Genomic DNA, 13,875 nt, shown 5'->3' with positions numbered 1-13,875 from the left:
TTTTCGTTTTTAATTACAAGGCTCTTCTAGGGGAGGTATTTCACTTTCCATTTGAATCGTGGAGTGGGAGATATGAAACTTTTGTTCTAGCAATGATTTTGCTTCGATCAGCAGTTCATCTCGGTTCGCCTCTCCAGAGACTACTAAATGAACGGTAAGGGCCGGAAAGTCAGATGTAATAGACCAGCTATGAAGGTCATGAAGGCTGATAACCGAAGGAATTTTCAAAAGCTCTTCACGAACATCATCAAGGTCAATAAAATCAGGTTTTCCTTCCATTAGAACATGAACAGCATCTTTAGTAATTCGGTACCCGCTGATTAGGATCAGCACGGCAACGATTAAGCTCGCGATTGGATCAGCAATAGACCATCCAAAACATATTATGAGCAGACCGGCTATAATGGCTCCAATCGAGCCAAGCAGATCGCCTATGACATGCAGGAAAGCACCTCGTAAATTCAAATTTCCTTTCACATCGCCGCCCGACATCAGGATAAAGGCTACAACAATATTAATAATAAGACCGATGACTGCTACAGCTAACATACCGCTGCTGGCTATTTCCGGCGGAGCAGAGAATCGCTGAACTGCTTCCCATACAATCGTAATGGAAATGATCAGCAAGGTTAAGCCATTCAGAAAAGCGGCCAAGATCTCAAAGCGTTTATAGCCATATGTTTTGGATGAGCTGGCGGCTTTTTCTCCAATCTTAAAGGCAAATAAGGCAAGTCCCATTGCGATCGCATCGCTAAGCATATGTCCTGCGTCTGCAAGAAGAGCCAAACTGCCCGTATACAGACCGCCGATGACTTCGACAATCATAAATGCCGTAATCAGTAAAAAGGAAAGGAAGAGCGCCTTTTTATTGTTTGTATGGATGTGAGTGTGACCTCCACCGCCGCCATGAGAATGTCCGTGGTCATGGTTATGGTGGTGGTGGTGGTGGTCTTCATGACGATGGGAATGATTATTTTTATGGTCTTGTGTATGCTGATGTTCTTTCATTTTTCATTGCCTCCATGTAAATAACAAAGATGTGATCTAGAGTCCATTCTCAAATGAATTATTGTCCTCGTATACTGTACCTTCTATTCCTTATTTTATGAAACAAGACAAGTGACTTGATACTTGATATTACCCCATACTTACCCGCGTTGAAGCCTGCCTTTGAGAGGGTTTTAAACTGACCATTAAAAAGAGTATAACAAAAAAGATACCAGGGACACCCTGATATCTTTAGTAAGTTATTGATCTTTCAAATTGATCGGTATCGTTATTTTTTCATTCAAATGATCTACAGTATACATGTAAACAAAGATATCTAATTGATCCGGCGCGAAATTTTCATAAACATCCATACTTTTATTGTTTCCTTCACCTCTAAAGTTCACAATGACCGGTTTTCCATAAATCTTTTCTTTACCGTCATAATAATAGGTTTGATTGATTCCTCCAAAAGTAGGATCCTGGCTGCTGGACTCTACATATAGCTGCTCATCTTTTAGATAATAAGTCCAATCTACCGTATATCCGCCGTATTTCGTTTGAAGATGCTGTGGTTTGGTTGAGATATTGGAAAGTCGGATAGACGTCTTTTCACTTCCTTTATACTCGTCTACACGTTTCTTAGCCGTAAGAGAGATAGGCTGTTCGTGAAGAGAGGTAAGATCCATATGCATCATTTCAAAACGAAGCTCCGTTTTTTTGGATGGATTTGTATGATAATTGATACCGCCACTTAATTGTTTTCCACCGATTTCAAGCTCGTAATCGATAAATGGTAAATGAGCATATTTTTCTTGATTGGTGATGATTAAACGAACTTCGGATGGAGTTACGATCATCTCCGTAATTTTGCTGCCTTCCAGCATTTCAGGTACAGGCAGGTCTAACTTTTCTCTGATTGTACTGTTTTCTAATTCGGATTTAGACAAGGTCAGATCCATTCCCCATTCGCCTGATGTACGTCCTGTCTCCCGTTCATAAGAGAGAGTGAAATGAGTTCCATCAGCAATAAGCTGCTTTTTGGTATAGATTTGTTCAGATTCGGTTTCCTCCGAGCTAGCACCTGGTATGCCGTATACGTTTTTTGATCCTCTCACGATATTATTTTTAGTATCCAGTACAGTAAAGGTAGTCCAGGTACGCTCCCGCTGACGCTGATCAAGCCCTTCAAAATGAACAGTAGTATTTAAAAGGGTATCTTTTTCGGACTGTTCAAAAGTCTCAATCCTAACGGTGCTAATCCCATCTTTCTTGACCTCAAACGTTTGTGTCTCCTGATTTGCTGGATTATAGGAGAGAGGCACCTCTGTTTTTTCTGTAAGGACTACATTCGTAATCGAAAAACGAAGATTTTCTCTCTTATGATTCAAAACATAATCGGTTTCAAAATAACCCTGATATTTACCGATCTCCGCATTCCATCTTTGATAGTAATTACCTGGGATTATCTGCCCATCTGAATTGAGTAGCTCGACTTTGTCGTAACTCAAAGTTTCCTCTTTATAAGATGTACCTGGATTCAGTGTGTACAAGAGTACAGTTCTGTTTTCATCGGAAAAAGCCGTATCGACCGTAAGTGTAATTCCATGATTACTAACAGACTGGTCAATCGTTTGTCCAAGACCCTGTTCCCATACCGAATGAATGCCCGCCTTATGAGAAAGTACATCTGTCCAATTATAATGAATGGCTGCATATACGGGAGTTGAGATCATAACTGCAGAGATCCCGGTAATCACTGCTGCTTTGCTTAGATTATTACGTTGAAACCACCTCATTTTTGAACCTTGTTGCCATTCTTTGTTTTGTTCAATCTTATTCCACATCAGGTCAAAATCCGGATAAGTGACAGAAGGAGCTTTCTTTATCGCTTCTCTAATCTTTTCATCTTCCATAGGCTTCAATAGGATTCTCTCCCTTCAGATAGTAGAAGTCTTCTTCTTGCAGTTTGTTTCTCATGATCTTTAAAGCTTTATGCAGTCTCGATTTCACCGTTCCGACAGGGATATGAAGAACATTTGCAATCTCTGTTGTTGTCAGATCGTTAACATACCTAAGCGTAATCACCACAAGAAGCTTGTCCGGGAGCTCTTTAAATAACTTTTGCCAATCGGCTGCAGTAGATTTTTCCTCGACAATCGTTTCCAGTGCTTTTGCAGAGGTTCTTGCTTCCTCATAAAGATGCCAAATTTGCAGTTGTTTTTCTCTTTTCTTTCGACTTTTTTTGAGTAGATTCAAGCAATGATTTGTAGTAATTCGCATGAGCCAAGCCTTTAAATAAACTACTTTTCGGAAGTCTCGTTGGAAAACGGTAACGAAAACATCGTGGCATGCGTCTTCGGCATCTTGTGCATTCTGAAGCAGAAAATAACAGGTTCGATAAATCTCTTTATTGTAGGTATTGAATAGTTCACGTTCTGTCATGGCCGTCACTCCTTTCGCCTGCTGATGTATATAAAACAAATAAGCTGCAAAAAAGGTTCATTTTACCGTTAATTATCATTCTTCCAATTCATTATGTAGGTCTTATTAAAACGAATAATCAAAGTCGAATTATTATTTTATCTCAGATAATGGAATAATTCCCAATTTTCCTGACGAGAATGTATAGCAGTATGACGCCACACATCAGTTAACTCAATAGATCGAAGAGGAGGATAAGGTACTTATGAAAAAAAGGATAAAATTACTAACCGCTCTTTTGTTGACATGCGCCATTATTGTTCCAGGTACCGCAACAGCCGAGGAGCCGATTAAAGAGCAAAATAATGTAATACCTCCCGTTGAACTTGCGGAAAATGCAATTTCGGCGGTACTGCTTGACGCAGACACAGGGACCATTATCTATGAAAAAAATGGACATGAGAAACTTCCTCCAGCGAGTATTACCAAAATCATGACGATGTTATTGGTCGTCGAAGCAATTGATGCTGGAAAATTGAAATGGACCGATAAAGTGCGTACAAGTGAATATGCTGCATCGATGGGCGGGTCACAAATCTTCCTTGAAGCTGGAGAAGAAATGACGGTAGATGATATGCTCAAAGGAATCGCTATGGCTTCAGGTAATGATGCATCCGTGGCCATGGCAGAGAAGCTGGCAGGGACGGAAGCGGCATTTGTTGAATTGATGAATAAACGTGCTAAAGAACTTGGGATGAACGATACTCATTTCGCAAACTGTAACGGGCTGCCTGTTGATAACCATTATTCATCTGCACATGATATTGCGATCATGAGCAGGGAATTGTTGAAACATAAAGACGTTACGAAATATACAGGAGCCTATCAGGACCACTTGCGTAAAGATTCCGAAAAACCATTTTGGCTCGTGAATACGAATAAACTGGTGCGGTTCTATCCGGGGGCCGATGGTCTCAAAACAGGTTATACATCAGAAGCTAAATTCTGTTTGTCTGCAACCGCTGTAAAAGACGGCATGCGGGTGGTAGCTGTGGTACTTGGCGAACCGAATACAAAAACAAGAAACAGTGAAGTTTCTAACATGATGGATTACGCATTTTCTCAGTATATGATGAAAACCATCTATAAAAAAGGTGACGTTATAGGCAAAGTGCAGATAGAAAAAGGGAACATCAAAGAGATTGAAATCATTGCCGACACACCTTACAGCGTCCTCATGAAAAGAGGAGCATCGGATGAAACGACTCAGCAGCTGACCATTCCAGCAGAGATTAAAGCTCCTATTGCCAAAGGTCAGGTTTTAGGAAAATTAATTGTTTCACAAGATAACAAGGTATTGAAAGAATTTGAGATTAAGGCAGCGGTGGATGTGGAGAAAGCAGGTTTCTGGAAGCTGTTTAAACGGACTACCTCTGATCTTTTTCGCTAAAAAAAGTACTTTTGTAGATTCATGAGAGTTTTCTTCTAGTTTTGTCGGGGGGCAGGAAACCATTTTACAGATGTAGAAATGGTTGGCTATGACAGGGAGGAGAGTGAGCAAGCATGAATTTGCAAGTGAACATGGAGCACGATCGCGGGGTACTCATTGTCCGGCTTACAGGAGAGCTAGATCATCACACGGCAGATGTCGTTCGTATGCAGATGGATGAAGCGATTCAGAAGCAACAGTGCAAGCATCTCGTACTTAGTTTACAAGATCTTCAGTTTATGGACAGTTCGGGTCTCGGTGTAATTCTAGGACGCTATAAACTGATCCATCATAAAGGCGGGAAAATGGTGATTTCAGGCGCTAATCCAGCGGTTCACCGTTTGCTTGATATGTCGGGCTTGTTCAAAATAATGCCGGTTTTTGATAATGAGGGAAGTGCCCTCTCGGGTCTGGAGGTAGTTTCATGAAACCAGAACAATCGAATTTTATGAACTTGCAGTTCTCTGCAAAGTCGGAAAATGAATCTTTTGCTCGTGTGGCAGTTGCTGCCTTTATTTCACAACTTGATCCAACGATGGATGAACTGAGTGATCTAAAGACAGTGGTATCGGAAGCGGTAACCAATAGTATTATCCATGGTTATCACAGTGATGAGAGCGGTGTAGTTACGATTAGGGCTGAGATCCTTAACGATACCATTACCCTGGTTATTGAAGATAACGGACATGGAATAGAGGATCTCGAAATGGCTAAGCAGCCGCTTTATACTTCTAAACCGGAGCTGGAACGTTCAGGGATGGGCTTTACGATTATGGAAAACTTCATGGACGAATTTGAAGTGTCAAGCGAGCTTGGACGCGGGACTTCAATCCTCATGAAGAAGAGGATAGAATCCAAGAAAGCACTGTATAATTAGGGGTTGGACCTATGGAAGCAGAAACGAAACATAAAACACACACGTATCTAGAAGATGCGGAAGTCAAACGCCTCATTGCTCTCTCCCAAAGCGGGGACAATGTGGCCAGAGACACGCTTGTCAATTGTAACATACGTCTTGTGTGGTCCGTCGTACAGCGGTTTATGAACCGTGGATACGAGCCTGAGGATCTGTTTCAGATCGGCTGCATCGGGCTGCTGAAATCAGTAGATAAATTTGATCTCAGCTACGACGTCAAGTTCTCTACGTATGCAGTGCCAATGATCATTGGCGAAATTCAAAGGTTCCTAAGAGATGATGGAACCATCAAGGTAAGCCGGTCCCTTAAGGAGACAGCGAACAAAGTTCGTAAAAAGAAAGACGAACTCTCTAAATATTTAGACCGGTTGCCGACAATTAAAGAAGTGGCAGAGGCCTTGGAGATTACACCAGAGGAAGTAGTTTTCGCACAGGAGGCAAACAAGCCTCCAACTTCCATTCATGAGACTGTATTTGAGAATGATGGGGATCCGATTACCTTAATGGATCAGATTGCTGACGAATCTCAGGAGCGCTGGTTTGATAAACTGGCGCTGAACGAAGCGATTGGAAACTTGTCTGAGCGAGAACGCCTGATTGTGTATCTCAGATATTATCGGGATCAGACTCAGTCCGAAGTAGCTACAAGACTTGGTATTTCTCAAGTGCAAGTATCCAGATTAGAGAAGAAAATCCTTCAGGTCATTCGTGATCAGATTGCGCAGTAACTGGCGCAAGAAGACACTGATTTGTGTACGTAAGTGAATAGTAAATTCATGTAACAACGATAATAAGCGAATAAGAATAGACCCTATCCTATGTTTAGGATGGGGTCTTTTTGTGATGTGATTTTCTAAGAACCGAATTACATTCCTGATTGATGGAATAAATAAGAGTCTAAATCTCCATACTATGTCTAATTTCGCAGTATAAGGAGTGACGTCAGGATGAATGGAACATCCACTCCTGTAGTGTATGTTCGGCTGCACAGCCGAATTAAAATAAAGATGGGCAGTACACTCCAAATTAAGCATGTTGCTAATATTTTGAGTGATCCGCCAGAGTATGAGAATAAATTGCGGGAAACCGTTCTGGTACATACGGAAAAGAAGGATGGGACATTGTTACTTGTCGATGTGCTTCCTCTTATTGCGCGGATTAAACAAGTTGTTCCGAGGGCTCAGGTGGAGACGCTTGGGAGCAGTCATACTTTGGTCGAATTGCTGCCCCATGAGAAGCCTCCTTCCAAATCTCTTTTCATTTTGGTTTGGCTTTTGCTGTTTTTTGGATCAGCTCTGACGATTATGAATTTTCACGCAGACGTTAATATGAAAGAGGTTCATGTTCGTGTTGTTGAGATGCTTACTGGATATAGGGATGAGAATCCTTACATGTTTCAGATTGCTTACTCCATCGGGATCGGCTTTGGTATGGCTGTGTTTTTTAATCACTTATTTAAGAAAAAATGGAACGATGAGCCTACCCCGCTAGAAGTGGAAATGTATCTATATCAACAGAATGTAGACCAATACGCAATCAGTGAGGAATACGAACGAATTAAATCCACGATCAGCGCAGATAACTTTAGCGGCAGGGATTCGCCATGACTGTACTTGATGGCGTCATAATTATGTTCCTCGGTGTCGCCAGTGGTATTGCGGTCGGGAGTGGTGTGATAGCCCTGTTTATCGTACTGGATATCATTCCGCGTCTCGCACAATTGACTCGATCATACAACAAGGCACATGCATATGAAGTTGCAATGATATCCGGCTCTCTGATCGGAACGGTAGCTGATTTTTGGCATTTGAAAATAAAATTATTGCCGATTGCAGCTATTTTTGTGGGGTTACTATGCGGTGTATTTATTGGACTGCTTGCAGCTGCATTAACCGAAGTGCTCAATGTACTTCCTATCTTAGCGAAAAGGCTGGGAATGAAACCGTACCTATTTGGATTACTCATGGCTATGGTTTTTGGAAAAGTAGCAGGTTCATTATTTGATTGGTTTGTATTTGATAAATAAAGGAGGACCTGATTATGCCGGAAGATAAAGATAAAATGAAAGAAGCGGAACTCAAAAAGAAACAGCAGAATGAGGAGTCAGATTCGATCGAGGAGTCCATTATTTACTGGCAGGGCAAAGATACCGTGCTTCCTGAATTTGATAAGCTCAAGGAAACATTTAAGTATGTGATGGGACTTGGAGAAAGTTTTGATATTAACTTCCGGGAGATGACTTTTGGAGGAAGACATACGGGATTATTATTCGTTACAGGTCTTTCAAAAGACGTTGTTCTAACGGAAATATTAGAGAGATTATCCTATGTCAATCCAAGAGGAATGAACGTGGATGCCGCAGAAGATTTTTTTGAGTATTACATTCCTCATATCCAAGTAACAAAATATACAGAGCTTAGTAAAATCTTTATTCAGGTTATGAGCGGAATGAGTGCATTCTTTATTGAGGGGGAAGAAACAGCACTCGTCATCGATACCCGAAGTTATCCGGCTCGTAATCCCGAGGAACCGTCACTAGAAAAAGTGGTCCGCGGATCAAGAGATGGATTTACAGAAACGCTCCTTAGTAACGTTGCTCTCGTCCGCAGAAGACTGCGTGACCCAGGACTCAAGCTAGAACTGCTCCAAGTTGGACGCAGGACGAAAACAGATGTATGTATTGCCTACATTGATGACATTGTTGATAAAGTTCAGGTAGACAGTATCCGTAAAAAGATTGAAAAGATAGACATTGACGGTATTCCGCTAGCAGATAAACAGCTAGAAGAAGCCATTATTAATAAAGGATGGAATCCCTATCCCTTAGTTCGATACTCGGAACGGCCTGATACGGTATCTTCGCACTTGCTGGAGGGCAGGATTGTGGTTTTCGTAGATACATCTCCGAGCGTTATGATTATGCCTACGACCTACTTTGATCTATGTCAGCACGCCGAAGAGAACAGACAAACTCCATTTATGGGAACCTATTTGCGGTTAGTTCGTTTTTTAGGGATCTTTGCCTCTTTATTCTTGCTTCCTCTATGGATGTTATTTGTTATTGAGCCCAGTTTGAAACCAGAGGGAATGGAGTTTATTGGTCCCCAAGAAAATGTGAAACTGCCGATCATTATGCAATTTCTGATTGTTGAACTAGGGATCGATCTGATGCGGATGGCAGCTGTACATACTCCTACTCCGCTGGCCTCAGCGATGGGGCTGATTGCTGCAATTCTCATTGGAGACGTCGCGGTAAAAACAGGCCTTTTTGTTAATGAAGTCCTACTTTACATGGCAGTTGCAGCAATAGGGATGTTTGCTACACCAAGTTATGAACTCGGTCTTGCGAACCGAATGATCAGGCTCATTTTACTTGTTCTCGTTGCTGCATTCAAAGTTCCGGGACTTATTATAGGAACAACCGTCATTATTTTGATGCTTGTCCTCCATCGTTCTTATAATTCAGCGTATCTGTGGCCATTTATACCTTTTAATGCAAAGGCTATGATGGAAACATTTATACGTTCGCCGCTGCTCAAATCTAAAAAGAGACCATCATTCAATAAGCCGCGAGATAATACACGGCAACCGGTGAAGAAAAAGTAAGGTTTAGCAGTGTGAATTAAAATACAAATGATGTGCCGATTAATCCATATATACGTAAAGCCAAATTCTGCTATACTGATGTAAAATTAGATGGAATCATTCCAGGAAAAGCGAGGAATTGCCAATAATGTATTTACACGGTACTAGCAAAATTAATGCTTTAGGTCATCTTGAAATCGGTGGCTGCGATACGGTTGAACTTAAAAAAGAATATGGAACACCGCTATACATCGTAGACGAGCAATTGATTCGTCAGCGTGCAAGAGAGTATATGGATGCATTCAAAGCATCAGGACTCACCTTTCAAGTAGCCTATGCAAGCAAAGCTTTCAGTGTAAAAGCAATGTGCACGCTTGTGGAACAGGAAGGTCTTTCCCTGGATGTGGTTTCAGATGGAGAACTTTATACCGCAATGCAAGCGGGTTTCCCGGCAGAACGTATTCATTTCCATGGAAACAATAAAACACCTGACGAAATTGAAATGGCACTGGATGCAAAGATTGGTTGTTTTGTGGTAGATAACTTTACTGAGATTCATCTCTTGCAAGCCATGGCAGCAGAGAAGAATCAAACCGTGAAAATTTTGCTGCGGATTACTCCTGGTGTTGAAGCACATACACATGAATATATTTCTACAGGACAGACGGATTCAAAATTTGGATTTGATATCGGTAATGGATCTGCTTTTGAAGCCATTGAACTGGCAAGTAAGCAGTCTCATTTACAGCTCCTTGGAGTACATTCTCATATTGGTTCTCAGATCTTCGAAGTGGAAGGTTTCCAGATGGCGGTAGAGCGTGTGGCTGGATTTGCCAGAGAAGTAAAAGAGAAGCTTGGACTTACATTCCAGGTAGTTAATCTTGGCGGTGGATTTGGAATCCGTTATGTAGAGGGAGATACACCTCTAGAAGTATCACAGTACGTTAAAGCGATAACGGATGGTGTTAAAAATCATTTTGCCGGTATTGGAGAAGAACTCCCTGAAATCTGGGTTGAACCAGGTCGCAGTCTTGTCGGGGAAGCAGGAACTACACTGTATACAGTAGGTACAAGTAAAGATATTCCTGGTGTTCGTAAATATGTTGCCGTCGATGGCGGAATGTCAGATAATCCTCGCCCTGCATTATATGAATCCCAGTATGAAGCTATGCTTGCTAACCGTGCGAACGAACCCGCAGCCGAGACGGTATCCATTGCAGGGAAAGCCTGTGAGAGTGGAGATATGCTGATATGGGATTTGGCGCTGCCAAAAGTGGAAACAGGGGATCTCTTAGCTGTAGCTTGTACGGGTGCCTATAACTATTCAATGGCAAGCAATTATAACCGGATCCGCCGACCCGCTGTTGTTTTTGTACAGGATGGACAAAGCGATTTGGTTGTTCGTAGAGAGAGCCACGAAGATATCGTTCGAAATGATCTGATTCCCGCACGTATGAATAAGCAAACGGTGAATTCATAGTTCAGGTGGATCATTAGAGAGAGCTGAAAAGCTCTCTTTTTTTGTATTATGTTCCTGTCACACTTTTAAATGAACAGGTTTACCTGAGGTTACAGGTAGAGTTAAGAAATGAAAACTTTAGCGTATTGCTTTGGGCATGATAACAAATTAAAATAATTACGATAACAGAGGAGATTGATAATGATGATGAAACAAGAAATGAATAAGGTTAAAGTATACCTTGCTAGTCCGTTTTTTAATGAGGAACAAGTAGACAGAGTGCAGAGAGTTGAGAAAGCACTGGGGAATAATCCTTATGTAGGAGAGTACTTCTCTCCAAGACTTGAGCAGCTAACACATCTAACCATGTATACAGCAGAGTGGGCAGATGCAGTTTACCGTAATGATGTTAAGCATGTTGATTGGGCTGATGTTGTAGTTGCAGTGATTGATTATGAAGGAGAGACTGAGCTGCATGGTGCAAGACATGGACATGTTGACAGTGGTACAGCCTTTGAGATTGGATATGCAATTGCTAAAGGTAAGCCTGTTATTATTATTCATGAAAAGTCAGGTGTTGTTAACTTGATGATTAGCCAAAGTTGTCATGCTTACCTGGAATCTGCTGAGGCAGTTGCGGATTATAACTTTATCAACATGCCTAAGATGCCTTTCACTGGAGATGTAATGTAATAATGCCAATGTTGTTCACACCATTAGCCCTAACGTTGCAAGGAAGCTAGTCATTAGCCTCCTGCGGTGTAGAGGTAATAGAAGTAGGTAAAGGGCATGGTTCTTCTTTTTCTTACTCAAGGGAGCTGTTAGGCTCTCTTTTTTATTATGAGCACGACCAAAGTTGCTTTACAGTGTTTACTCATAGTATGCTATTGGAGGCAATTTATTTTTTAGGAGGAATTACAATGGCTAAAAAAGGATATATTGTTATGGAAAACGGGGAAAAAATGGAACTTGAATTTTACCCAAATGAAGCGCCTAACACAGTAGCAAACTTCGAGAAATTGGCTAATGAAGGATTTTATGATGGAGTTATCTTCCACAGAGTAATCCCAGGTTTTGTTAGTCAAGGTGGAGACCCTACAGGTACGGGTATGGGCGGTAGTGGAACTACGATCAAATGTGAGACTGCAGGAAATCCTCATAAACATGTGGCAGGTTCTCTGTCTATGGCTCATGCAGGTAGAGATACTGGCTCCAGTCAGTTTTTCATTGTACATGAACCACAACCACATTTAGATGGTGTTCACACTGTATTTGGTAAAGTAACTTCAGGTCTTGAAACAGCCCTTAACATGAAAAATGGGGACAAGATGGTAGAGGTTAAAGTATTTGATGTTGAATAGGATTTAACCCGTAAACACCCCTAATCAGGGGTGTTTTTTTATTTATGGATTGAATTATTTATAGACCCTGTTGATTTTTATAGAGTAGGGTGCTACTATTTCATTAAGCTTTTTACAATTTCATATCGATTTTCCTTCGGGGCAGGGCGAAATTCCCTACCGGCGGTGATGACCTCCATGGTACGTAATTGTAATATGGATCAGTCAAAGTCCGTGACCCGCTAAGCGTATGCTTACGGTGGATCTGGTGAAACTCCGGAACCGACAGTATAGTCTGGATGAGAGAAGGAATAGAAAGTACATAGACGTTATCTGTTTATATACTAGCTTTCAAATCAGTTGAGTTAGCAGAAGTTTTTCTATTTGCTATGTCATTTATTTGGCATACCTATGATGAAGAGCTGCTTATTAGCGATTTTGATTTGTTATGCTTTTATTCGTCGTTCTCTCAGGGCCCCCGTCCGATATTATTTATCGGTTGAGGGTCTTTTTTGTTATCTATTGCATGGAAGAGGTACAGTGAAATGGGGTGATCAATATGGATGTAATGAATGATGAGTTCTACATGACACTTGCACTCGAAATGGCAGAAAGGGCACAGGGGCAGACAGGAATTAATCCGGTTGTAGGTTGTGTTATTGTCAAAAACGGCCGAATGGTTGGGCTCGGTACTCATCTGCAAAGAGGTAAGGGCCATGCGGAAGTACATGCTCTTGAGATGGCTGGGACGGAAGCGGAGGGAAGTACCGTTTATGTTACCTTAGAACCTTGCTCTCATTACGGTAAAACACCTCCATGCAGTGAAAAGCTGATCAGAGCCAAGGTGAAAAAAGTGGTCATTGCTTGCGAGGATCCGAATCATGAGGTTGCGGGTAAAGGAATCTCTATGCTTCGGGAGCAAGGAATTGAAGTTGAAGTAGGATTGCTTGAAGACCGTGCGAGATATCTTAACGAAAAGTTTTTCAAGTATATTACGACAGGGCTTCCTTTTGTAACGCTGAAGACAGCTTCCACTCTGGATGGGAAAATTGCTGCCAAAAGTGGAGATAGTAAGTGGATTTCAAATAAAAAAGCGAGAGAGAATGTTCACTTGCTCCGGCATCGTCATCAAGGAATTATGGTCGGGGTAGGGACAGTAATAGCAGACAATCCCGAGTTAACAACCCGGTTAGATGTGGATGGAGTGAATCCAGTGCGGATCATCATAGATTCACAGCTTCGAACCCCTAGGGACGCGAAGGTAGTGAAAGACGGTCTTGCACCCACCATTCTGATTACAACAGAAGGAGCGGATAAGGAGCGCGCTGATTATTTTGAGAAACAAGGTGTTCAGGTCATTCGCTCTGGTACAGGTCCAAGGGTTGATCTTCTGGCCGCACTTCGTAAACTTAGTGAACTTGAAATTGGTTCGATCTTGCTTGAAGGCGGAGGTACATTAAACGGTGCTATGCTGGAGAATAAGCTCGTGGATCGGCTCGTTATGTTCATGGCCCCTAAAATTGTCGGTGGTTATAAGAACCTCGGAAGCTTCCATTTTGAAGGAGTAGAACGTATGAGTGAAGCGATTACGCTGAGGAATCTTGAGGTAGAAATGCTGGATGACAATATCCGTATTTCAGGTGTGCCTGCCTTGCGGAAAGTGGATAAGGAGTGA

At 41.7% G+C, this 13,875-nt stretch carries 14 protein-coding genes and 1 riboswitch; of the genes, 11 read left to right on the top strand and 3 right to left on the bottom strand.

What is annotated here, in order from left to right; translation table 11 throughout:
- Positions 1-9: 9 nt before the first annotated feature.
- The 3 genes from KJS58_RS00905 to KJS58_RS00895 all read right to left on the bottom strand — a co-directional run bounded on the left by KJS58_RS00905 (position 10) and on the right by KJS58_RS00895 (position 3,432).
- Entirely contained in the window at positions 10-1,008 is a 999-nt protein-coding gene (locus tag KJS58_RS00905; protein ID WP_213529665.1) for a cation diffusion facilitator family transporter, read from the bottom strand.
- A gap of 239 nt (positions 1,009-1,247) precedes the next feature.
- Positions 1,248-2,903 carry a DUF4179 domain-containing protein gene (locus KJS58_RS00900; protein WP_249716852.1) on the bottom strand — a complete coding sequence of 552 codons (1,656 nt, stop codon included), beginning with the start codon at positions 2,901-2,903 and terminating at the stop codon, positions 1,248-1,250.
- Positions 2,893-3,432, bottom strand: coding sequence for an RNA polymerase sigma factor (locus KJS58_RS00895; RefSeq protein WP_213529662.1), 540 nt, complete (start codon positions 3,430-3,432; stop codon positions 2,893-2,895). Before KJS58_RS00895 ends, KJS58_RS00900 begins: the two co-directional genes overlap by 11 nt.
- A 244-nt stretch (positions 3,433-3,676) precedes the next feature.
- Between KJS58_RS00895 and KJS58_RS00890 the strand changes: the two genes are divergently transcribed.
- From KJS58_RS00890 to ribD, 11 genes are all read left to right on the top strand, one after another.
- The gene (locus tag KJS58_RS00890) at positions 3,677-4,861 is read left to right on the top strand and encodes a D-alanyl-D-alanine carboxypeptidase family protein (protein ID WP_213529660.1); all 1,185 of its coding nucleotides are present in this window, start codon (positions 3,677-3,679) and stop codon (positions 4,859-4,861) included.
- Positions 4,862-4,974: 113 nt separating this feature from the next.
- Positions 4,975-5,328, top strand: a complete 354-nt coding sequence (gene spoIIAA, locus KJS58_RS00885) for an anti-sigma F factor antagonist (protein ID WP_213529658.1) — start codon at positions 4,975-4,977, stop codon at positions 5,326-5,328.
- Positions 5,325-5,777, top strand: a complete 453-nt coding sequence (spoIIAB, locus tag KJS58_RS00880; protein ID WP_213529656.1) for an anti-sigma F factor — start codon at positions 5,325-5,327, stop codon at positions 5,775-5,777. The genes spoIIAA and spoIIAB overlap by 4 nt, the downstream gene beginning before the upstream one ends.
- Positions 5,778-5,788: 11 nt before the next feature.
- Positions 5,789-6,544 (top strand): RNA polymerase sporulation sigma factor SigF, encoded by a 756-nt coding sequence (gene sigF / locus KJS58_RS00875; RefSeq protein ID WP_213529654.1) that lies wholly within the window; start codon positions 5,789-5,791, stop codon positions 6,542-6,544.
- A gap of 219 nt (positions 6,545-6,763) precedes the next feature.
- Positions 6,764-7,423, top strand: coding sequence for a stage V sporulation protein AA (locus tag KJS58_RS00870; protein WP_213529652.1), 660 nt, complete (start codon positions 6,764-6,766; stop codon positions 7,421-7,423).
- The gene (locus KJS58_RS00865; protein WP_213529650.1) at positions 7,420-7,842 is read left to right on the top strand and encodes a stage V sporulation protein AB; all 423 of its coding nucleotides are present in this window, start codon (positions 7,420-7,422) and stop codon (positions 7,840-7,842) included. The genes KJS58_RS00870 and KJS58_RS00865 overlap by 4 nt, the downstream gene beginning before the upstream one ends.
- Positions 7,843-7,856: 14 nt before the next feature.
- Entirely contained in the window at positions 7,857-9,422 is a 1,566-nt protein-coding gene (locus KJS58_RS00860) for a spore germination protein (protein ID WP_213529647.1), read from the top strand.
- Positions 9,423-9,549: 127 nt separating this feature from the next.
- On the top strand, positions 9,550-10,881 hold the full coding sequence (lysA, locus tag KJS58_RS00855) for a diaminopimelate decarboxylase (RefSeq protein WP_213529645.1): 1,332 nt from the start codon (positions 9,550-9,552) through the stop codon (positions 10,879-10,881).
- Positions 10,882-11,064: 183 nt separating this feature from the next.
- Positions 11,065-11,553: a nucleoside 2-deoxyribosyltransferase gene (locus KJS58_RS00850; protein ID WP_213529643.1), complete on the top strand. Its 489-nt coding sequence runs from the start codon at positions 11,065-11,067 to the stop codon at positions 11,551-11,553.
- Positions 11,554-11,780: 227 nt separating this feature from the next.
- Positions 11,781-12,221: a peptidylprolyl isomerase gene (locus KJS58_RS00845; RefSeq protein WP_160033359.1), complete on the top strand. Its 441-nt coding sequence runs from the start codon at positions 11,781-11,783 to the stop codon at positions 12,219-12,221.
- Between the two features lie 128 nt (positions 12,222-12,349).
- A riboswitch (FMN riboswitch) is annotated at positions 12,350-12,515 on the top strand.
- 244 nt (positions 12,516-12,759) lie between these two features.
- A complete protein-coding gene (gene ribD, locus KJS58_RS00840; protein ID WP_213529641.1) occupies positions 12,760-13,875 on the top strand; it encodes a bifunctional diaminohydroxyphosphoribosylaminopyrimidine deaminase/5-amino-6-(5-phosphoribosylamino)uracil reductase RibD in 1,116 nt (371 codons plus the stop codon).

The organism is Paenibacillus sp. J45TS6, from assembly GCF_018403285.1.
Classification (GTDB): Bacteria; Bacillota; Bacilli; order Paenibacillales; family Paenibacillaceae; genus Paenibacillus.
The sequence above is the reverse complement of the archived record's forward strand: the minus strand, read 5'-3'. Positions and strand labels throughout refer to the sequence as shown.